Annotated in this window: 20 protein-coding genes; 13 read left to right on the top strand and 7 right to left on the bottom strand. The window is 35.9% G+C overall.

The genetic code is table 11. The features are described 5' to 3' along the window. The first annotated feature begins 80 nt into the window (after positions 1-80). From BLS98_RS13490 to BLS98_RS13480, 3 genes are all read left to right on the top strand, one after another. On the top strand, positions 81-425 hold the full coding sequence (locus tag BLS98_RS13490) for a phage holin family protein (RefSeq protein ID WP_089737031.1): 345 nt from the start codon (positions 81-83) through the stop codon (positions 423-425). Between the two features lie 281 nt (positions 426-706). After that, positions 707-2,701 carry a S9 family peptidase gene (locus tag BLS98_RS13485; protein WP_089737030.1) on the top strand — a complete coding sequence of 665 codons (1,995 nt, stop codon included), beginning with the start codon at positions 707-709 and terminating at the stop codon, positions 2,699-2,701. 252 nt (positions 2,702-2,953) lie between these two features. Further along, positions 2,954-3,445: a DNA-deoxyinosine glycosylase gene (locus BLS98_RS13480; RefSeq protein WP_089737029.1), complete on the top strand. Its 492-nt coding sequence runs from the start codon at positions 2,954-2,956 to the stop codon at positions 3,443-3,445. 164 nt (positions 3,446-3,609) lie between these two features. On the opposite strand, the gene BLS98_RS13475 is transcribed toward BLS98_RS13480, so the two are convergent. From BLS98_RS13475 to BLS98_RS13450, 6 genes are all read right to left on the bottom strand, one after another. Further along, a complete protein-coding gene (locus tag BLS98_RS13475) occupies positions 3,610-4,641 on the bottom strand; it encodes a phosphotransferase enzyme family protein (protein WP_089737028.1) in 1,032 nt (343 codons plus the stop codon). Next, positions 4,632-5,540 (bottom strand): sugar phosphate nucleotidyltransferase, encoded by a 909-nt coding sequence (locus BLS98_RS13470; RefSeq protein ID WP_089737027.1) that lies wholly within the window; start codon positions 5,538-5,540, stop codon positions 4,632-4,634. Before BLS98_RS13470 ends, BLS98_RS13475 begins: the two co-directional genes overlap by 10 nt. Further along, positions 5,530-6,927, bottom strand: coding sequence for a Gfo/Idh/MocA family protein (locus tag BLS98_RS13465; RefSeq protein WP_089737026.1), 1,398 nt, complete (start codon positions 6,925-6,927; stop codon positions 5,530-5,532). Before BLS98_RS13465 ends, BLS98_RS13470 begins: the two co-directional genes overlap by 11 nt. Before the next feature lie 440 nt (positions 6,928-7,367). Continuing rightward, complete coding sequence (locus BLS98_RS13460) at positions 7,368-8,441, bottom strand: serine hydrolase domain-containing protein (protein ID WP_181575087.1); 1,074 nt, start codon at positions 8,439-8,441, stop codon at positions 7,368-7,370. 60 nt (positions 8,442-8,501) lie between these two features. Further along, the gene (locus BLS98_RS13455; RefSeq protein WP_089737025.1) at positions 8,502-9,194 is read right to left on the bottom strand and encodes an AIM24 family protein; all 693 of its coding nucleotides are present in this window, start codon (positions 9,192-9,194) and stop codon (positions 8,502-8,504) included. A gap of 34 nt (positions 9,195-9,228) precedes the next feature. Next, on the bottom strand, positions 9,229-9,957 hold the full coding sequence (locus tag BLS98_RS13450) for a hypothetical protein (protein WP_139166119.1): 729 nt from the start codon (positions 9,955-9,957) through the stop codon (positions 9,229-9,231). A gap of 155 nt (positions 9,958-10,112) precedes the next feature. Between BLS98_RS13450 and queA the strand changes: the two genes are divergently transcribed. The 8 genes from queA (at position 10,113) to BLS98_RS13410 (ending at position 18,016) form a co-directional block, all read left to right on the top strand. Next, positions 10,113-11,162, top strand: coding sequence for a tRNA preQ1(34) S-adenosylmethionine ribosyltransferase-isomerase QueA (gene queA, locus BLS98_RS13445; protein WP_089737023.1), 1,050 nt, complete (start codon positions 10,113-10,115; stop codon positions 11,160-11,162). Positions 11,163-11,202: 40 nt separating this feature from the next. Continuing rightward, positions 11,203-11,550, top strand: coding sequence for a four helix bundle protein (locus BLS98_RS13440; RefSeq protein WP_089737022.1), 348 nt, complete (start codon positions 11,203-11,205; stop codon positions 11,548-11,550). Between the two features lie 33 nt (positions 11,551-11,583). Further along, on the top strand, positions 11,584-12,618 hold the full coding sequence (rlmN, locus tag BLS98_RS13435) for a dual-specificity RNA methyltransferase RlmN (protein ID WP_089737021.1): 1,035 nt from the start codon (positions 11,584-11,586) through the stop codon (positions 12,616-12,618). Positions 12,619-12,696: 78 nt separating this feature from the next. Continuing rightward, positions 12,697-13,644 carry a sterol desaturase family protein gene (locus BLS98_RS13430; protein ID WP_394331779.1) on the top strand — a complete coding sequence of 316 codons (948 nt, stop codon included), beginning with the start codon at positions 12,697-12,699 and terminating at the stop codon, positions 13,642-13,644. 290 nt (positions 13,645-13,934) lie between these two features. After that, positions 13,935-14,873: a hypothetical protein gene (locus BLS98_RS13425; protein ID WP_089737019.1), complete on the top strand. Its 939-nt coding sequence runs from the start codon at positions 13,935-13,937 to the stop codon at positions 14,871-14,873. A gap of 159 nt (positions 14,874-15,032) precedes the next feature. Continuing rightward, positions 15,033-15,911: a hypothetical protein gene (locus tag BLS98_RS13420; RefSeq protein WP_089737018.1), complete on the top strand. Its 879-nt coding sequence runs from the start codon at positions 15,033-15,035 to the stop codon at positions 15,909-15,911. A 75-nt stretch (positions 15,912-15,986) separates the two neighbouring features. Continuing rightward, complete coding sequence (locus BLS98_RS13415) at positions 15,987-16,964, top strand: polyprenyl synthetase family protein (RefSeq protein WP_089737017.1); 978 nt, start codon at positions 15,987-15,989, stop codon at positions 16,962-16,964. A gap of 257 nt (positions 16,965-17,221) precedes the next feature. Beyond that, on the top strand, positions 17,222-18,016 hold the full coding sequence (locus BLS98_RS13410) for a hypothetical protein (protein ID WP_089737016.1): 795 nt from the start codon (positions 17,222-17,224) through the stop codon (positions 18,014-18,016). A 246-nt stretch (positions 18,017-18,262) separates the two neighbouring features. On the opposite strand, the gene BLS98_RS13405 is transcribed toward BLS98_RS13410, so the two are convergent. Then, positions 18,263-18,556: a hypothetical protein gene (locus tag BLS98_RS13405; protein WP_089737015.1), complete on the bottom strand. Its 294-nt coding sequence runs from the start codon at positions 18,554-18,556 to the stop codon at positions 18,263-18,265. Between the two features lie 136 nt (positions 18,557-18,692). Here BLS98_RS13405 and BLS98_RS13400 point away from each other — a divergent pair, with 136 nt between their 5' ends. Beyond that, positions 18,693-21,125, top strand: coding sequence for an alpha-ketoacid dehydrogenase subunit alpha/beta (locus BLS98_RS13400; RefSeq protein WP_089737014.1), 2,433 nt, complete (start codon positions 18,693-18,695; stop codon positions 21,123-21,125). Between the two features lie 171 nt (positions 21,126-21,296). Further along, positions 21,297-22,148, top strand: coding sequence for a GLPGLI family protein (locus tag BLS98_RS13395; protein WP_089737013.1), 852 nt, complete (start codon positions 21,297-21,299; stop codon positions 22,146-22,148). Positions 22,149-22,160: the final 12 nt, after the last annotated feature.

The following is a 22,160-nucleotide window of genomic DNA, read 5'->3' as shown; positions in this document are numbered from 1 at the left end:
AAAGGGTTTAAAGAGATTTTTTTAATAAAATGGAATAGCTTTTGCTCCATACACCCCATAAATATTAAAAAATTAACGAAATGAACTTAATTATCCGCTTGTTTGTCACTGCAATTGTGGCATACCTTTTAACTAAAGTTTTACCGGGAGTACATTTTGAAGGATTTTCGTCCGCGATTATCTTTGCGATTGTACTTGGGGTTTTAAACATATTTGTAAAGCCTATTTTAAGCCTGTTTGGGCTTCCGCTTACCATTCTTACTTTAGGATTCTTTGCATTGGTTATTAATGCCGGAATTGTCCTTATTGCAGACTATTTTATAGACAGCATGGTGGTAGATGGTTTCTGGTGGGCCTTTGTCTTTAGTATATTATTATCAATTGTAACGTCTCTGGCGAACTCAATGTTCTCGGATGGAGATTAATAGATAGAAAATAAATTTGAAAAGTCCGTTGGTATTATGCCGGCGGACTTTTTTTATGAGCTTGAGTATTCGATAATAAGTAAAATTGATAGCTCACCCCCTTTACTTTGTCTCTTAACCTTCTCTATTTTTACTATTTTCCTTTATAATGCTAATTTTAATGTTAATTCTTTCGGTGATTTTTATTTTAAATACTAACTTTGGCAATCTTTGAATTTAATGAAAGGATTATATGAAATCACTATGGTTTTGTAGATCCGCTAAAAAATGAATATCAACATATGAAACTTAAGTACAGCCTGCTGGCTCTGGCAGCTCCGTTTTTAATGAATGCACAACAATTAATGACGCCTGAAATTCTTTGGACTTTGAAAAAAGTGGGAGTACAGGCAGTTTCACCGGATCAGGCATCCCTTATTTATAAAGTAGGACAAGTAGATCTGAAAACAGAAAAAACTAAAAATGAGAACTACTTTCTGAATGTTCTTAATCATGAGGCTTCTAAAATTGATTTCGGTAAAAAAGCATTGATCCAATGGGATAAAAACGGAATCTATGCGCAGGAAGGAGATAAGATCTATCTTTCAAAAGATGCCGGAAAAACATGGGCAGAATTCTATACCATTGGTGAAGCTGACAATATTGTAATTTCTCCGGATGGAAAAAGAATTGCTTTCAGTAAGCAGGTATTGGTAGAAAAATTAATGGGGAAAGACAAATATGCCGACACCCCTAAAACGACTGCTCAAGTATATACAGACCTTAACCACAGACACTGGGATTACTTTAATGAAGGAAAATATAACCACGTATTTGTTGTAAATACTTCAGATAAAGTAGAAGCTGCTAAAGATCTGTTGGAAGGAAAAACTTGGGATTCTCCTCAAAGACCTTTCGGAGGTGCTGAAGATTTTGTCTGGAGCCCAGATTCTGCACAGCTTTTATATGTTACCAAACCAAAAAGCGGTAAAGAGTACGCAACAAGTACCAATACAGATATCTTTGCTTATGATTTAGCTACAGGTGCAACCAAGAATCTTACAGAGTCAAATAAAGGATATGATGTCAATCCAAAGTTCAGCCCGGATGGAAAATCTTTGATCTGGCAGAGTATGGCCAGAGACGGATATGAAGCTGATAAAAATGATGTAAAAATCTTAGATTGGAAGTCAGGAAAGACCACTAATCTTACTGGAGCTTGGGATGATAGTGTTTCGGGAGATGTACTTTGGGGTGCAGATTCAAAAACGATTTATTTTACAGCGGCCTACAGAGGAACAAAACAACTGTTCTCTTTAGATTCAAAGTCTGCAAAAGTACAGCAGATCACCAAAGGAGATTTTGATGTGAATGAAATTTTCACAGATAACAAAACTTCAGTATTAGTAGGAAGAACAGATGTAAACCATGCTACAGAATTATTCTCTGTAAATCTTAAAAACGGAGAGATGAAGCAGGTTACTGAAGCGAATAAAGATACTTATGCTAAGTTAACACAAGGGAAATCTGAACTTAAAATGGTAAAAACTTCGGATGGTAAAGAAATGGGCGTATGGTTCCACTATCCACCGAACTTTGATCCTAACAAAAAATATCCAACATTGGTATACTGCCAGGGTGGTCCACAATCTGCATTAACTCAATATTTCAGTGTAAGATGGAATTTTGCCCTAATGACAGCCAATGATTATATCGTAGTAGCTCCAAACAGAAGAGGAATGCCGGGTTGGGGAACAAAATGGAATGAAGAGATTTCAAGAGATTGGGGTGGACAGCCAATGAGAGATTATCTTGCGGCAACAGATTACGCCAAAACATTACCATATGTAGATGGAGAAAGAGTAGCAGCGGTTGGAGCAAGTTATGGAGGTTACAGTGTATTTATGTTAGCTGGAATCCATGAAAACAGATTCAAAACTTTCATTGCTCATGACGGATTATTCGATATGAAATCATGGTATCTTACCACTGAAGAACTTTGGTTTGCCAACTGGGATATCGGTTCTCCATGGGAAAAACCACAGCCAAAAGCGTATACAGAGTTCAATCCAAGCAACTTTGTAGACAAATGGAATAAGCCAATCATGATCGTTCAGGGAGGAATTGATTTCCGTGTACCTTATGAGCAGGGGCAGGAAGCTTTCCAGGCTGCAAAACTAAAAGGATTAAAATCTAAATTGGTTTATTTCCCGAACGAAAACCACTGGGTACTTCATCCACAAAATGGATTAGTATGGCAGAGAGAATTCTTCGACTGGTTAAAAGAAACATTGTAATACATAATACATGAATAGAAGCGGGCTTTAGCCCGCTTTTTTTATTGGAAAAGCCCAAGCTTTATAGATAATATTCATGATCATCTGTGAAAATCTGTGCTATCTGTGGTTAATAATATCAATAGGAGCGGGCTTTAGCCTGCTTTACTTATAACAAACTATTCCAATGGCTTTAGCCAAAACCTGGAAAAACAGGCGCTTCAATCTTCTAAACAATAGAAAATAAAACAGACAAAATTTATATATTTGAATATGCAAAACCGTATTTCATCATTTCCACCGTTCATTGATGACCAGTCTGAAATTCTAATTCTAGGTTCTATTCCTGGAGTGAAATCCTTGGAAATGCAACAATATTACGCCCATCCACAAAATAAATTCTGGAAAATCATCCTTGAACTGTTGAATGAATATTTTACTGAAGATTATTCCAAAAGAATGGAGATCATAAAGAAACATCACATTGCTCTTTGGGATGTCATAGATTCCTGTGAAAGAAAAGGAAGTCTGGATTCTGAGATTAAAAATGAAGAAGCCAATCAGATTGATGCACTTTTGGAAGAATATCCGAATGTGAAAGCAATCTTCTGTAACGGTGGAAAATCATATAAAAATCTGCAAAAGCTTTTAGGAAAAAACTATAAGCTTCCTATTTTTCTAATGCCATCTACAAGTCCGCTTCATACCATTTCCTTTGAAAGGAAGTTTGAAGAATGGAAGAAGGTTCTGGAGTTTTTGGGATGATCGAGTTTGAGGGTATTAGAGTATTAGAGCGGGGCTGAACCTTAAATATCTCTGAACAATAAAAGTATAGATTCCTACGGAACGACAAACAACGCGCTTAGACTATCCGCACACTTTGTCATTCCGTAGGAATCTCAATATTGTATTTTGACAAGGATATAAAATTAGCAGTCTAAATACGCTCTCAATCCTTTCAATAGTTCCAGCTGATTCTTTGTTCTGTCCAGATTGTGTTCCGGATATTTCGTAGAATAATAAATACTTCCATTCAGATAATCGGTTAAAAAACGAACCTCTTGAATATAAATAGCGACTTGTGCTGCATAATCAAGGTAAGCAGACTCTTCAGGAGTCAGTTTTTCCTTTAGATAGAAAAGGAATCCCTCTTTTACCACCTTATACATTTCAGCATTGAAATTGTTGTTGGCACTTCCGTCATCTTCATGGGTTCTGTTAGTGTAGGACTGAATCATTGTTCCGAAGTCATATAAAATAGTAGAAATCATCATGGTGTCCAGATCGATTACAGCTAACGGTTTATGATTTTGATCGAAGAGGATGTTACTGATTTTTACATCAGCATGGATGATTCTTTTGGGAATCTGATTGCTTTTCTCCATTGCTATCCATTGATCAGGTAAGGAAATAAGCTGGTTGGTGATTTCTATTTCGGCCTTTGCATTTTCCTTTAAATGAGGAGCTGCATTTTCCAGTGCCTCTTTATAATCTGCAATTCTTTTTTCGAAATTGAGAAAATTAGGAAGCGTATCTTCAATAACCGGTAGCTTTTCAGTATTTACAATGCTAAGGAAATAACTGAAGGCTTTAGCTGCTTCAAAAGCCGTCTGTAAAGATGGAGCAGTAAGAAAGGTAGTACTGTTTTCTACAAAACTTAGCATACGCCATGGCTCATCATTAGCATCTTTTACCAGAAGGGTATTGCTAAGAGAGGGGATAGGTTCAATAATTTGAAATTGGTAATTATTTGACCTGAGAAGTTCATTAATCATCAAATGATTGTTGACAATAACCTCCGGTTGTCTGAAGACATGATGATTGATCTTTTGTAGGATAAACTTTTTTTTGCGGTCCTTATCCTCCAAAAGATAAGTTGTATTAATCAGTCCATCAGTAATAGGGGAAAGTTTATAATTTTCTGTACCGATGAATTCAATTACAATGTCATTTAGTTCCATAGATTTTCCGGGTATCTGTTATTTTGAATTTCTGAGGTCAGAAAATCCTTGATAGCTTTTTTATCATCAGCATACGTTACTCCCATCCATTGTGATGGCGATGCTTTTACCATTACTTTCACCTTCTTTTCATCCATCATTCTTTGAACTGCGCTGGGAATATAGAATTCTTGTTTGGGCGTTGGATCAGACTCTATGAAATCATAGAAATAAGCTTCCAGAGAACAGAAAATATGAGGATGAAAAATGAAAAAATTCATAGATACCAATGTATCGGGATTCAGTTTTATATGCTCATTGTGTTCCATATAAATGATGGAACCATTAAGCTTTTGAATAGAGGTTTGTTCCTCTACACGGATCAGATAATGTTCAGAATCCAAAGTACAAATTCCTCTGGCTACTGTCCCATGACCACTTAATGTAGTATTTACAGGATAAGCAATCATACCCAATTGAGAGTCGGAAATAAGGTGATGATTAATTTCATCAGCAGCGAGAAGATAAGCTTCTTTTCCATAAAAATCATCTGCATTAATCATAACGAAAGGTTCCTGTATGGCATATTTTGCACACAAAACAGCATGCGCGGTTCCCCATGGTTTTTCACGCTCAGGATAGTCAAAACCTTGTAGAGGAATGCTGTTCATTTCCTGATATACCCAGTGTAGTTCAAAGCTCTTTTTTTCAGAGATTGAATTCAGTCTTTCAATATAACTTTGAGGAATTAATTTATTGACGATAATAACCACTTTGGAAAAGCCAGCCTGTAAAGCATCATAGATAGAATACTCCAAAATCGGCGAACCATTATCGAGTATTCCATCCACTTGCTTTAGTCCCTTATATCGGCTGCCTAATCCACCTGCCAATATGAGTAATGTTTTTTTAGAATTCATCAGTCATTCCGAATACAGGTTTACGGGTTTTCCATTTACCGTTAGTGAAATCAGGAATATCCATTACCTGACCTCCTTTGGCAATAGACTCTTCACTCAATGGAGTAATTGAATACCATAAAGCCAGATCATAAACGTCCATCGGGAATTCTATATTTCTTTTGATACATTCAATAAAAGTATTCATTACAAAGAAGTCCATTCCGCCGTGTCCTGCTCCTGCAGCTGTGCTTTCGAACTTCTTCCACATTGGGTGGTCATATTCTTTCATCCACTTTTCCGTATTGTCCCAACGGTGGGTGTGGTTCATTGTTTTTTCAAAATAAATGTGTCCCTGGTTGAATTCTCCCCAACCAAAGTCTTGCCATAATCCTTCAGTTCCCTGTACACGGAATCCAAGGTCATAAGGCCTTTGTAAGCTGGTATCATGAGTTAAAAGAATGGTTTCTCCGTTTTCACAGGCAATTTGTGTGGTTACAATATCTCCCTGATTGAATTTTACCTTGGCATTCGGGTGATTTTCCCCACCTTTTGCATGCTCTTTAACATATTTGTTCAGCCCTACAGACTTGGAAGAGAAAGAAGAAAGCCTTGTTAAACGGTTTCCACGGTTAATATCCATCATCATAGCAATTGGACCTAATCCGTGGGTAGGATAAAGCTCTCCATTACGTTTTACATAATGTTCGGTTCTCCATTTAGCCTCACTGAAACCCTTTTCACCAAATTCTGCTCCTGAATTGTAAGGCGTAACCCCGTCATTGAAAAGAACGCCTCTTAAGTCATGCTGATAGCCGCCTCTTCCATGAACCAATTCCCCAAACATTCCCTTACGAACCATATTCAGAATAGCCATAACATCTCTTCGGTAACATACATTTTCCATCATGAAAATAGGAACCTTTGTTTCCTCATATACTTTCACAAATTCCCAGCAATCCTGAAGCTTTATCGCTCCGGAAACCTCCATTCCTACAATCTTTTTAGCACGCATGGCTTCTACACCTTGCGGAAGATGCCATTCCCATGGAGTCGCAATAACTACGGCATCTACTGTCTTTAATTTTAAAAGATTTCGGTAATCATATTCACCGTTGGAGAATTCCTGGGCTGCCGACTTATTGTTGTCTTTTAATATTTTTTGAGAAGCTGCAAGCATTCTTTTATCAGGATCTGCAAAAGCTACAATCTCCACATCACTGCGTTTAGCCAATAGCTTTACATGCTCCTGACCACGAAGTCCTACACCAATAAAGCCTACACGGACTTTCTTATCTGTTTTAAAATCATTCGAATAGGCAAATAGGGAATTGGGTACAACCAATGCGCCAAAACCTGCCAAAGCTGCTGTTTTGATAAAATTTCTGCGGGAAGTGCTATTGTCCATTAATTTTTTTCCTAAATATATTAAAACTTTTGCAAACTGCGATGGGGTGGGAGTTGGAGAGTTGTTGGGTTTGAGAGTGAGAGGGCTTCGGGGTGCGGGTTTGGGAGTAGGAGGATTTTAGAGTAAGAGAGTTGTAAGGCTTCGGGGTGTGGGTTTGAGAGTGTTGCTGTTTTAGGATATGATTGTAAAATGCTTTGTATAAGGTATCATACTTTCTACAATGACACTACCATTTCAATGGATGACCATTCCCATCCTCTGGAGGGGTGTCAAAAATTCAAAAAATTTTTGACAGGGTGGCTAAACAACCGAGCAAAATCTAAATCCTAAGGGACTTTAAATTAATAAGCCTTCCAAAACCCATCATTCATTTGCCAAGCAAAATTCCCTGTAACATTGAATATCTCTAATCTCCATCTCAAGTCTAAATAAAAAAATAATCACTGCCCATAGTAAGCCTTAATTAGTCTTTCTCTCATTTTATTCAGATATTGAATGCTTTTTGTATTGGATAGAATGATGATACTGAGGTTTTTATCAACCAAATGAACCCAATTAGCACTATGGCCATAACCTTCTCCCTGACGTTCCACAAATAGGGTATTGATAGAACCGAATTTTTTAGGATACACCCAAAAACCTAATGCCGTATCTTCCAGCTTGGAATCAGCAGTAAGCATAGTAGCCAACGTCTTTTTTGTAATTAAAACACTGTTAAATATAGCCTGATCAAAAATTAATAAGTCTTTAGGAGTAGAATACATAGCTCCTGCAGAATAAAAATTATCAATATAAGTATTGGTAGGCATATGAAGAGCAAATGGATCAGTAGCATCAGCTGAATATCCTTCATCTATATTTTGAATGATGTCATTGTGATGAAGGAAACCCGTATTCTCCATTTTAAGAGGAACCAGTATTTGTTCTTTGAGAACTTCTTCAAAAGGCTTTTTGTATATTTTCTCAATAATTTTACCCAGCAATATAAAATCACCATTGTTATAGCTAAACTTTGTTCCGGGTTTATTGACTAGTTTTTCAGAAAGAAAAGTGGTGATAAAATCATCGAGATTCCAGATCGTATTATCATAAGCCTGATGAATAAGTTCCGGTGAATTGATATCCTTGTTATCTCTGCCACTGCTATAAGTAAGCAGATTTCTAATGGTAGCTTTTTTTGCTGCTTCTCCTTTGTATTCCGGATAATAGGTGGAAATGGTAGCATCCAAATCAATCTTTCCTTTCTCATAAAGCTGCATGATTAATAGGGCAGTGAAGGTCTTGGTGAGAGAGAAAATATGAAATCTGGTTTCATCAGAAAAGGCAATGTTATAATGCCTGTTAGATAAACCTTTATAAGTAAGTAATTCAGTTTTTCCATTATGAGCTATTAAAACAGAACCATTGAAATTATCTTTCTTTACACACGAGTCGATTACTTGCTCAACTTTCTGTACTTGTGAATGGACTACATTGATTGTCATTAAGAATAGTCCCAAGAATATATTTTTCATAGGTTCACATTTTAAGCGTTATGAACTGAATTACCTACTTCAAAGATAGTGATTTACGGATTATTTTTCCATATAATAAACTTCTTCATAAGGTTGAATCAATACCCAGCCGTGTCCTGAGAACTTCATCTGGAATTCTTCACCACTTCCTCTTCCGATAAGGCTTTTAAAAGAAACATTTGTTTTTAGTTCAGGACTTAGGTTTCCAGACCAGGCAACGGTAGCATTCGGGTCAGTGAAAACAGGAGTATCAGGAGTTACAAGTAAGGTTAAAGGATCTCCATGTGTTGTAATCGCAATATGACCGGTTCCGGAAAGTTTTACCTGGAAAAGGCCTCCGGACATCATTCCTGCGATACTTTTCAACATAGTAATATCACTGTTTACACTTTGTTCGTGAGCTAAAACGTCATTTCCGTTTACACAAACCGACTCATTGTTTAGATAAAGAATACGAACCCTTTTACCAGAGTCTGCAACATATAATTTTCCGGTACCTTCAGCTTTCATTAGCTTGCTTCCTTCTCCACTGATGGCTTTCTTCAGCAGATTTCCGATACCGCCTGCCAGCATTCCCTGTCTTTCAAAATTGATATTTCCAACGTAACTTACCATACTTCCTTTTTTAGTCCATACCGCCTGATTATTAAGATTGATTTCTAAAAGATGCTTGGTTTCCAATTCGAAATAATCCCTTTGTTGTGGATTCTCTTTTGTTTCGTTGATAAACGTTTCAATTGAATATTTGCTCATAATTATAATTTTTTAATTTGTTGTTTTTACGCTGTTAGTATTTTAGTTTGTCGAGTTTATACTCTCTTTTGTTACTTTTAGGATTCAGATCCACAAATTCATATGCTTCAAAATGGGCAAGGTGAGTTTTGAAGATTTCTGTTGCTTTTTCTACTGACCAGTTTTTAGGATAATGGAAACCTTCAAATTCGGCATTGAAGATATCTGCTTTAAAATCATGTGAAAATTCACCACCACCAGAGTACGCTAGTGCTATTTTACCAGTCCATGTAATATCATATTGATTGTTATGAGTTTTTGAAAATCGGATCTGATGGTCTGCACAGCTGTCATGTCCCAGCAAATAAATATTGAAAGCGAGATCGTCATCATCAAAATGTTGTTCAGAGGGAAGATCATTGCTGAAAAGATCATTTTTAACAACAGTATCGAAATCCAGTTTTTCATCCGGTTTGTTAATTCTGATTCCTCTTTGTTCACTCCAATAATTGGATGACAGAGTACAGGCATGGTAATTTTCCCACACTATTTTGGAGTTCCAATTAGGCAGAGTTTCGTCTTCGTCCTCTTTGTCGTCTTCATTGTTTTCATCATCATTGGCATAATAATTTTCAGTTTTTAAATGAAAATCAAACCAGATGAATCCGTTCTCATCAATTCGTCCGCTCCAACTAAAGACTTCAATTTTATGGCCATTAGGATATGGATTATCAAGGAAATATATTTTACTTACAGATTCCATACTCAATTTCAATTTTCCCAAAAATACTCTTTTTTAAGCTTTAAAAAACCCCGTAAAATCACGGTTTTATATTTGATTGAAAATAATACTTGACAAAGGGGTGTTCAATGTCGTATATTTGCACTCCGAAAATTACACCTTGTAATTTCAATAATTTTTAAACCGTAATTTAAAAAATGAAAACATCAGATTTTAATTTTGATCTTCCTGCGGAATTATTAGCAGAACACCCATCAGAGCACAGAGACGAAGCGAGATTAATGGTACTTGATAGAAAAACACAAACTATCGAGCACAAATTATTCAAGGATGTTGTGGATTATTTTGATGAAGAGGATTTGTTCATCTTCAACAATACTAAGGTTTTCCCTGCACGTCTTTACGGAAATAAAGAAAAAACAGGTGCTAAAATTGAAGTTTTCTTATTAAGAGAGCTTGATAAAGAAACAAGAGTTTGGGACGTTTTGGTAGATCCGGCAAGAAAAATCAGAATTGGTAACAAATTATTCTTCACTGAAGATGAGTCTTTGGTAGCTGAGGTTATTGATAACACCACTTCAAGAGGAAGAACGTTAAGATTCTTATTTGACGGTTCTTACGACGAATTCAGAACTAAGCTTAAGGAATTAGGAGAAACTCCACTTCCGAAATATATCAAAAGAGCAGTAGAGCCGGAAGATGCAGAAAGATACCAGACAATCTACGCTAAAGTAGAAGGAGCGGTAGCTGCACCTACAGCAGGTCTTCACTTCTCTAAGCATTTGATGAAGAGATTAGAGATCAAAGGAATCAATTTTGCTGAAGTTACCCTTCACGTAGGATTAGGAACTTTCAACCCAATTGAGGTAGAAGATCTTTCTAAGCACAAAATGGAATCTGAAGAGATCATCATTGATGAGAAAAATGCTCTTATCATTAACAAAGCGGTAGAATCTCACAGAAGAGTTTGTGCAGTAGGAACTACTACAATGAGAGCTTTGGAAACTTCTGTTTCTTCAAACAAAAAAATATCTGCTTTCAATGGTTGGACGAATAAATTCATCTATCCACCTCACGATTTCGGAGTGGCTAACACAATGATTACAAACTTCCACACACCGAAGTCAACATTGATTATGATGATTGCTGCTTTTGCTGGAAGAGATTTCATCATGCATGCTTATGAAGAAGCCGTAAAAGAAAAGTATAAATTCTATTCTTACGGTGACGCAATGTTAATTCTATAAAAAAGTAAAAAGAGCCAAGTTAAAAGGAATACAAGTAGAGATGAGACAAAATGATTTACTTATAAGAACTTTTACATTTGGAGTTAATTGTCTTAAATTTTTAAGAACACTTCCAAATGATCCTGAAAGTAAATTAATAAGATTTCAACTTGGGAAATCAGCAACTTCAATAGGTGCTAATTATGAAGAATCACAGGCCGGATCTTCTAAAGCTGATTTTAAAAATAAAGTAAAAATTGCTTTAAGAGAAGCCAGAGAGAGTAATTTTTGGCTTCGGGTTTTAGAAAAATTAGATGGCTATGATTCTGAAGAATTTAAAGCTTTATTGAATGAAAGTAACGAATTGAAAAACATTTTGGCTACAATAGTTAATAATACTAAAGTTTAAAACTTTTTACTTTTAACTTGGCTCTTTAATATTATGAAAGATATCCGTATATTATCACTAGATCAACTTAAAGAATACTTCGTAACTTTAGGTGAAAAGCCGTTTCGTGCGAAACAGGTCTATGATTGGCTATGGAGTAAAAACCTCCATTCGATTGATGAAATGACGAATCTTTCGAAATCTCTTCGTGAAAAAATTTCCGAAGAATATACCATTAATCCTGTTTCCGTAGACCTTCTTCAAAAAAGTACAGACGGAACCATCAAAAATGGAGTGAAACTTCATGATGGATTATTGGTAGAATCTGTTCTTATTCCAACAGAAACAAGAACAACAGCTTGTGTATCTTCACAGGTAGGCTGCTCATTGAACTGCGAATTCTGTGCTACTGCCAAACTGAAAAGGATGAGAAACCTTGAAGTGGCAGAAATTGTAGATCAGGTTGCTTTAATTGACAGCCAAAGCAGAATGTATTTTGATAGACCACTTTCCAATATCGTATTCATGGGAATGGGAGAACCGATGATGAACTACAAAAATGTAGTGGAAGCCATCAGAAAGATCACTCAGCCGGAAGGATTGGGAATGTCTCCAAGAAGAATTACCGTTTCTACATCAGGAATTCCAAAGATGATCAAAATGCTTGCTGATGATGAATTACGTGTTAAATTAGCACTATCTCTTCACTCAGCCATTGAAGTAAAACGTAATGAAATTATGCCTTTCTCAGATAAATTCCCGTTAACGGATATTATGGAGGCACTTCAATATTGGTATCAGAAAACAGGTTCAGTCATCACTTTCGAATATTGTGTATGGAAAGGAATTAATGATGGAGATGAAGATATCAAAGCTTTAATCAGATACTGTAAGCAGGTTCCTTCCAAGGTGAACCTTATTCAATACAACCCAATCGGAGATGGAAAGTATGACCAGTGTAACAAACAGGCGGAAGAAAACTATATCCGTCAGCTTGAAAATGCAGGTATTACGGTGATGGTTAGAAGAAGCCGTGGAGGTGATATTGATGCCGCTTGTGGGCAATTAGCCAACAAAAATGCGGATTAAAATTTCCTTAAAAAAACCTTAAATTCCCCTTAAAGAATTGCCTAAAGCCCTACCTTTGCACAAAATTATTTTGTGATGATGGAGTACTTTATGAGCGAGAACGGATTAGAAAATGTATATGCGTGGTCAATTCCGTTGCATGCTACAGTTATTTTAGCTGAAATGATTTACAGCCACGTTTCGGAAGCGAAACTATACAGTGGAAAAGACCTTGCTACCAATGTTTATCTGGCATTGATGAACTTTGGTCTTGACTTGATCATGAAGGCGTTTGCAATGGGAGTAATGTTTTTCTTTTACCACCACAGACTTTTTTCATGGGATATTAGCATCTGGTATTTAATAGCTTGCTTTATAATTACAGACTTTGCTTACTATGTCCTGCATTATGTGGACCATCGCTCCAGAGCATTCTGGGCGGTTCATATAACCCACCATAGTTCAGAATTCTTCAACCTTACCACAGGATTCAGAAGTCCTGTTTTACAACCGCTTTACAGATATTTATACTTTTCACCATTAGCATTCTTAGGATTTAATCCTTGGCATATCATGGTTGCATACGCTGTTGGACAGGTATATGGAACTTGGGTACATACCCAGACAGTAAAGAGTATGGGCGTTTTAGAGTACATTCTTGTAACTCCTTCCCACCACCGTGTACATCATGCTTGTAATATTAAATACCTGGATAAAAACATGGGAATGTGTCTTATTATCTGGGATAAAATATTTGGTACCTTCCAGAAAGAAGATCCAAATATTCCGGTAAAATACGGAATTTATCCTAAAATGCCGGACAACAGACCTGATACAGTACTCTTCTATGAATGGAGAAAAATCTGGAAAGATCTTAAGCAGCCGGGATTAAAATTTACTGATAGGATCAATTATATTTTCAATTCACCGGGATGGCGACATGACGGAACCGGAAAAACGGTAAGACAATACCAGAAAGAATACTTTGCAAAACAGGCTAAAAAGAGAGAGCAACAACAAAATCAGGCAGAGCAAAAAACAGCTTAATGTCCGAAGAATCGATAAAAATTGAAAGAGAAAACGGGTTTTTTAGCCCGTTTTTTCTATTATATGAATCTTATAAAACTTTCAGTTTTTTCCTAAATTAAATCTCGCTAAAAATTGTTTTTTCCAGTTTATCTTTGCTTGTAAGCTCCTGATTTTAATTCTTTTTTACAATCTTAAATTGTTTATTTTAAGAATTTGTTTTACAAATGTTTAAATAAGCCCAAAATGCATAAAATTTATCCTTTCAAAGTGATATATTTGTATTCAACATAATTTAAATATATAGAATCATGAAAATTAAATTGTTACCTGTAATATTGTTAGGCCTTTTTCATTTTGCAAATGCTCAGACTGGGATTGGAGTTAATACCGCTAACCCGTTAGGCGCATTTCATATTGATGGAGCTAAAGACAATGCAGTTTCTCCTACTGTAGCACAACAAGCTAACGATGTTGTAGTGACAAGTACTGGTGATGTTGGCATAGGGACCACTACAGTAGATTCTTCAGCAAAACTTCAAATCAATACCACTAACAAAGGATTACTTATTCCCAGGGTAATGATTACCTCTCCTAATGATGGAACTACAATTTCTTCCCCTGCAAAAGGACTTATTGTCTACAATATGAATACTACAACAAGTATGGTAGAAGGCTTTTACACGAATATAGGTACTCCGTCAGCCCCTCTATGGGTTACGTATCAACAATATGATAAAACAATATGGAAATTTGAAAATTTTTACGATAGTGTTGCTTCTGCCCCTGTAGATCAGGCAGTAACCTCAGGGACAACAATCAATAATATTAACTTAGGATTAAGCATTACTGTAACAGTACCAGCTTTTACTCAAGCAAAACTAGTAACTACTTATAGCGTTCCAATGGGGACAACTTCTTCAAACAATAATCTTAGTGGCTATTATGGAATCCGATTTCTAAAAAATGGTACTGAGCTTCCAATAGGATCAAGAAAGTCTACTTTATTTGCTAGTTCTTCTGCAGCTAGCCCTAGTTCCAGAATGTTTTCTATAAGTGCAACTGTAGGTGATACTATTATTAATAATACTTCTACTCCTGTCAGTGTTACCTACGCTTTAAATGGATATGTTGAGCCTACAGTGGGATCAGACACCATTCGATTTAATATGTGGTCTACTATTGATCCTAATTTCAACTGGGGAAAAGGTTACATGTCTGTACAGGTGTTTACAAAAACCACATTATAAACCCTTATTTTATCTAAGTATGAAGTTGGAGGTTTATTAGAATTACTTCTTAGTAGAAAATATGTTCAATAATTTTTATATAAGGTTTAAATAGATAGTCTGTTAGAAAAGAATTATTCTAAATATTACTGTTTTGATAGAAAGTCCTATTTTTGCACTATGAAAAGAACATTTCTGTTATTGGCTTTTCTGGCCTTTCAAACTGCATTTTCTCAACGGACAGATTTCCTGAAAATAAAAAAATACAGAGTCAGCCACTTGGATGAGAAGATCCAGGAAACTTCCGGACTCAATATTTTTAATGGAAAGCTGTATACCTTTAATGACAGTGGAAATGCTCCTGAGTTATATGAGATCAATAAAACCTCAGGAGAAGTACTGAAAACCTTAAAAGTAAATGCTAAAAATACCGATTGGGAAGCGTTGACCAATGACGGAAGCAATTTTTATATCGGTGATTTCGGAAATAATGACGGAAGCAGAAGACATCTTACCATTTATAAAGTACCTTTTCAGGGAGATAGCTTGCAAAATAGCCAGGTAAGGGAGATTAAATTTCATTATCCGGAGCAGACCGATTATAAATCCAGTTATTTTAATACCGATTATGATGCTGAAGCGATGGTATATGCTCACGGAAAGCTTCATTTGTTTACCAAAGAATGGATGTCAAAATCAACTATACATTATATAATTGATCCTGAAAAGAATGAAAAACAGGATGCTGTGAAGACAGAAACCTATAAAACAAACTTCATGGTGACAGATGCAGCCTATTTTGATAAAAAGCTTTATTTGGTAGGGTATAGCAAGAAAACAGAGGTCTTTATGGATGTATTTACAGAAACAGAACCTGGGATATTTTTTAAAGAGAGACCCAAACATTATTATCTGGGAAGTGCTTTATCGATTGGGCAAATTGAAGGCATTGCTGTGGATGAAACAGGAATCTCTATTTCAGGGGAAAAGTTTAAATCTCCGCTAGGAAGTACCAAGCCGGCCCTTTATTTTATCCCCAAAGAGCAATTCAAAGATTAATTTTCGTTTAAAATTGAGCGAAAAAAATTATCTTTGTGAGAATTAATAATTTTATTCACCCAGCATTAGCAGATTGTGGCAAACATTGTAGAAGATTTTAAACAACCGATCAATGATGAAATGAAACTTTTCGAACAGAAGTTTTATGAATCAATGCAGAGTAAAGTCCCTTTATTAGATAAGGTAACTCGTTTTATTGTTACCACCAAAGGGAAACAGATGCGTCCAATGTTTGTATTTCTTTGCGCCAAGCTAGTAGGAAATGTTAATGAAAAAACGTATCGTGGAGCCTCCATGATTGAGCTTATTCACACAGCTACTTTGGTACATGATGATGTGGTGGATGAAAGCTTTAAGCGCCGTAATTTTTTCTCCATTAATGCCTTATGGAAAAATAAAATTGCTGTTTTGGTAGGAGACTATCTGCTATCAAAATCAGTATTATTATCTACAGATCATAAAGATTACGATTTATTGGGTGTAATTTCAAGAACCATCCGCGAAATGTCTGAAGGTGAGCTTCTTCAATTGGAGAAAGCCAGAAAACTGGATATTACAGAAGATGTTTATTACGAAATTATCCGTCAGAAAACAGCAACTTTAATTGCTGCCTGCTGCGAAATAGGAGTTCTTTCTAACAATGTGGATGAAGTTTTGGCAAAAAAAATGCAGAACTTCGGGACCTTCACAGGAATGGCTTTTCAGATCAAAGATGACCTTTTTGATTATTTAAGCTCCAATGTAATAGGTAAACCAGTAGGAATTGATATTAAAGAACAGAAAATGACCCTTCCTTTAATTCATACCCTGAAAATAGCCAATGAAAAGGACAGAAAATACTATTTCGATACTATCAAGCGCTATAATAACAATCCAAAACGGGTAAAAGAACTGATAGAGTTTGTTAAAAACTCCGGCGGTTTGGAGTATGCGATCACTGTAATGAAAGACTTCCAGCAGAAAGCTAAGGATATTCTGAATGAATTTCCGGAATCTGAAGAAAGAAAATCTTTACACAGTATGTTGGATTACGTAATTGAGCGAAAATTCTGATGTAAATACTTTTTAACTGTCTTGATTTTTTTTCTGTTATTTCCCCTTTAATCCTGTATGGTGTATGAAGTCATTATTTTTGGAAAGAAATAGCGCTATTCCCCAATAATTCAAGCAGTTGTGATTAGTTGTGTTTTTTAATGTCAGTAAATTACTATAAACTAATCTTTTGCATAATTCAAATAAAGTACTTGTTAACAATTCATTGGTTTTCAGTATAATTTTTGTTTATTTGTCATTATAAAAAAACAGAAATAATGAAAAAAATGCAGACAATGATGGTAGCGTGCGCTATCAGCTCAAGTTTTCTCACCTACGCACAAATGGGAATTGGTACTCAAAATCCCCAGACAACTTTTCATATTGACGGTTCTAAAGATAATCCTGCTACAGGAATTCCTTCTGCAGCTCAACAGGATAACGATTTTAGTGTAACATCAAGTGCCAAGGTAGGGATCGGAACAGCTTTCCCGGCTGAAAAATTAGATGTGGCGTCCGGAAATGCTCGTATCCGTAATATTAATTCGAATATAGGTATCGGTGGAACAGACAGGGTTGTTGTGGCTGATGCTACGGGAGTTCTGAAGACTATAGATTTTACGGCTTATTCACTGTTTCATGCCCGTTTAGCAGCTAACCAGAGTATCAGTTCTTCTACAATTACTACTTTATTATTTGCTGCACCAATAGCAACCTCTCCTTTCTATTCTTATAATACCGGAACTGGAGTAATGACTTTTAATCAGCCTGGGAATTATCTGATAACGTTACAGGCAAGTTTTGTCAATATGCCAGCAGATACTCAGCTACTCATCGGTATAAGACCTGTACCAGACGCTAATTATCTGGGAAGAGGAAGCCATTATAATGCGGTTGCTGTTTCAGGAACGGTAGGTGAGTTGATGAACTATACAACCGTAGTTGTAGCTCCCACAGCGGGTTATCAGATCCGTTTTACAGCAGCTCCCAATCAAAATGCAACCATTATTGCAACGGAAACAGGATCTACGGGAAGTGGTAATGTTACTAATGTGACCGTTCAGAAGATATAATCCTATCTTTATCAGTACAATTAAAACGATAAAGTGTTTTGCGTATTTTTTTTGGGAAACTGAAAAATGTATGCAGAACACTTTTTTTAATATTGAGCTAGGTTCAAAAATAAAAAAGTAATCTGAACAGAATTGTAAAAGTTCAGAGAATAGGCATATGGAGTTAATATTATAAGATTCCTGGATGTGATATCGGAAAATCATTATATAGTTTCATAGAGTATGCAATAGAGCAAAAATTTTTAATTAAATAATTTTTAGAGTTAAAATAATAACGGCCAGAACTATACAAAATAAAGCGATTAAAAATAAATAATCCGCAATACTCTCAAACGTGTATTCCCGCTTTTTATTTTCCGTTCTGATAGCCAGAAATGAAAAGAAACAACTGCATGCAAAAAGGATGCATGCAAGTCCTGCAAATTCATCCAAATAGGTGTTGTGACTGATTTTAGCGATTTTTAATGAGGTAATAATAATCAATGAAAACCCTAAAAGGTTGCTGGATGCATTCAGGATATGAGGTGACTTTTTTTCCATCTTTACAAATTTTTTCAAAATAAAGCACTATTTTTTTTATTATCAAATTTTTAAAAAAGATTATTAAAAATTAAAATTAATTTAAAAAGTGTATATTAGCAAAATACTTGAAGAACAAAAACTTTTTTACTTAGCTATGCAGACAACTTATATTGAAACACAGCAAATATCCTTTCAAGATTTTAAAAATCAGATACTTGAAGACTACAAGTTAGGAAGGATCTCTCGTGAAATGTCTTATCTCGGAAGGAGAGAAGTACTTACCGGAAAAGCTAAATTCGGAATTTTTGGGGATGGTAAGGAACTTCCTCAGCTTGCAATGGCGAAGGTTTTCAGAAATGGAGACTTCCGTTCTGGGTACTACAGAGACCAGACTTTTGCATTGGCCATTAATGCTTTAACGGCTGAAAGTTTCTTTGCTCAGATGTATGCTGATACAAGCGTGGAAAGAGAACCAGCTTCAGCAGGAAGACAAATGAATGGGCACTTTGCAACAAGAAGTTTAAATGAAGACGGAAGCTGGAAAGATTTAACGGCGCAGAAGAATATTTCTTCCGATATTTCTCCTACAGCAGGACAAATGCCAAGATTATTAGGATTGGCTCAGGCTTCTACAATATATAAAAGTGTAAAATTTGAAGGTTCTGAAAAGTTTTCAAGAGAAGGAAATGAGATTGCTTTCGGAACTATTGGTGATGCTTCTACAGCAGAAGGTCATTTCTGGGAAACATTGAATGCAGCATGTGCACTTCAGGTTCCTATGATTGTTTCAATCTGGGATGACGGATACGGAATTTCAGTTCCTACTAAAAACCAGAGAGCAAAAGCTGATATCAGCGAAATGCTTAGTGGTTTCCAAAGAAAAGAAGGAGAGAACCAAGGTTGTGAGATCATTCAGGTAAGAGCTTGGGATTATCCGGCCCTATTGGATGCCTATGCTAGAGCAGAACATTTTGCAAGAACAGAAAGCGTTCCTGTAGTAGTTCACGTAGTAGATGTTACTCAGCCTCAAGGACACTCTACATCAGGATCTCACGAAAGATATAAAAACGAAGCACGTTTAGCTTGGGAAGCTGAATTTGATGGTTTGGTAAAATTCAGAGAGTGGATTATCAACTATTCTATCGAGATTGATGGAAAAGAAGAAGTAATTGCTACTACTGAAGAGTTGGATGCCATTGATGAAGAAGCTAAAAAATTAGCTAAAACAGGTCAGAAAGCAGCATGGGATAACTACCAAAATGCTATTAAAGAACTTGTTCAGTCTATCATTCCTTTAGTAGAAAACCTTAAAGGTCAGAATACTGAAGTAGAAGCGGCGCTTACTCATTTCAATAAATTAGTTTCAAAAGCTAAGAAAGATGTATTCCATTTAGCAAGAAAAACTTTATTGGCTACAAGAGGGACTAACTCTGCAGAAAGAAATCAATTGATGCAGAAGTACAATGAAGTATCTGAAATTGAAAAAGACAATTATTCATCTCACTTATATTCTCAGTCTGAATGGAAGGCTGAAAACATTAAAGAAATCAAGCCTGTTTACTCAGACAGTTCCGAAGATGTAGACGGAAGAGTGGTGATCAGAAATAACTTTGATAAAATCTTTGAAAAATATCCTGAAACATTAATCTTTGGAGAGGATACCGGAAACATCGGTGACGTAAACCAGGGATTAGAAGGTATGCAGGAGAAATACGGAGCATTACGTATCGCTGATACAGGAATTCGTGAAGCTACGATTCTTGGACAAGGAATTGGTATGGCAATGAGAGGATTGAAACCTATTGCTGAAATTCAGTATTTAGACTATGTTCTTTATTGCTTACAAGGAATGAGCGATGACTTGGCAACTGTACATTACAGAACCAAAGGAGGTCAGAAAGCTCCATTGATTATCAGAACAAGAGGGCACAGATTAGAAGGAATCTGGCATTCAGGTTCTCCAATGGCAGGTATTCTTAACCTTTCAAAAGGGATCTTAGTATTGGTACCAAGAAACCTTACTAAAGCTGCTGGTTTCTATAACACTATGCTTCAGGCTGATGAACCGGCAATTATCGTAGAATGTCTGAACGGATACAGATTGAAAGAAAAGCAGCCTGATAATTTAGGTGAATTCACTGTTCCTGTAGGTAAAATTGAAGTTACGAAAGAAGGAAAAGACGTTACGTTGGTAACTTACGGTTCTACATGGAGAATTGTGACAGAAGCAGCTAATGAGTTAGAAAAATTAGGTATTTCTGCAGAAGTAATCGATATCCAGTCATTAATTCCTTTCGATTTATCTCACGAAATTGCTGAAAGTGTTAAGAAAACGAACAGATTAGTAGTTATTGACGAAGATGTGGAAGGGGGAACAACAGGATTTATCCTACAGCAGATCTTAGAAAAGCAGAAAGCGTTCAGATACTTGGATTCAGATCCGTTAACAATCTCTGCTAATGATCACAGACCAGCGTATGCAAGTGATGGTGACTACTTCAGCAAGCCGTCTACAGATGATATGGTAGAAAAAATCTATGCTATGTTTAATGAAACCAATCCTCAGAAATATCCTGCGATATTCTAATTGGGATTAAAGATAAATTTTAAGCCGCTTTCAATTTCTGAGAGCGGCTTTTTTTATAATATGGCTAAAAATAGAAGATCTTATTTGTTTTATTAATTTTTTAGGAGCAATTATTCAGTTTTACTTTTGTAATTATAAAAATATGTGCATTTTTATAACGAAAACACCTTTATGGATTACACTAAAAAACTATTTCAATTATTAGCCTTATTTATCAGTATTTTATTCTATTCTCAATCCGATAAAAATGATGCTCTGCACGGGAATTTTACTTATGTACTAAAAGCTAAGTTAAACAAGCAGACTCCGGATTATATACACGAAGAATTTTTCTCTTTACAGGTTGGGGAGAAGCGAGCTTTTTTTGCAAGTACACAATCTATTAAAAAAGATTCAGTGCTTGGAAAATCTTACGTAATGGGTAATAATCCTGATGGCAGCATAACCATTAATCTTAAAAATGGGACTTCAGTACCTAAAACAAAATTTCCATATACCATTATACAGTCCAATGAAAAAGTACAGTACTTTCAACCCGTTGGAATGGCTGTGCTTACTTATCAAGAGCCAGTTATAGGGAATTGGAAGCTTATTGATGAAGTAAAAGCAATCAATGCAATCAACTGTAAAAGAGCTGAAGTTACTTACAAGGGAAGAAATTGGATTGCTTGGTATTCAACCGAGATTCCACTTCCTTATGGGCCTTATAAGTTCAGTGGATTACCAGGATTAATTATCAAAATAACAGATGAAAAAGGAGAATATGATTTTGAACTTATAAAGTCTGTTCCTACTTCTCAATTGGCAGGAAAATCAATTAGTATAAAGAAAACCAGATATACCGAAGCTGTTGAAACCACTCAGTCCAAATTTGAACAGGCATTAAAAGCCAGTAATGATAATATCGCCGGTGTACTGGCGAGCTCTGGAACTACAATTTTAAGTGGACAGGAAAAGATTAATCAAAGGCAGAAAGAATTGGACTTGATCAGAAAATATTTAAACCCGATAGAACTCGAATAAATTATAGTTGAT

Source organism: Chryseobacterium jejuense (genome assembly GCF_900100075.1).
GTDB classification, from domain to species: Bacteria; Bacteroidota; Bacteroidia; order Flavobacteriales; family Weeksellaceae; genus Chryseobacterium; species Chryseobacterium jejuense.
Note: the sequence above shows the minus strand (reverse complement) of the source record. Positions and strands in the feature narration are given on the sequence as shown.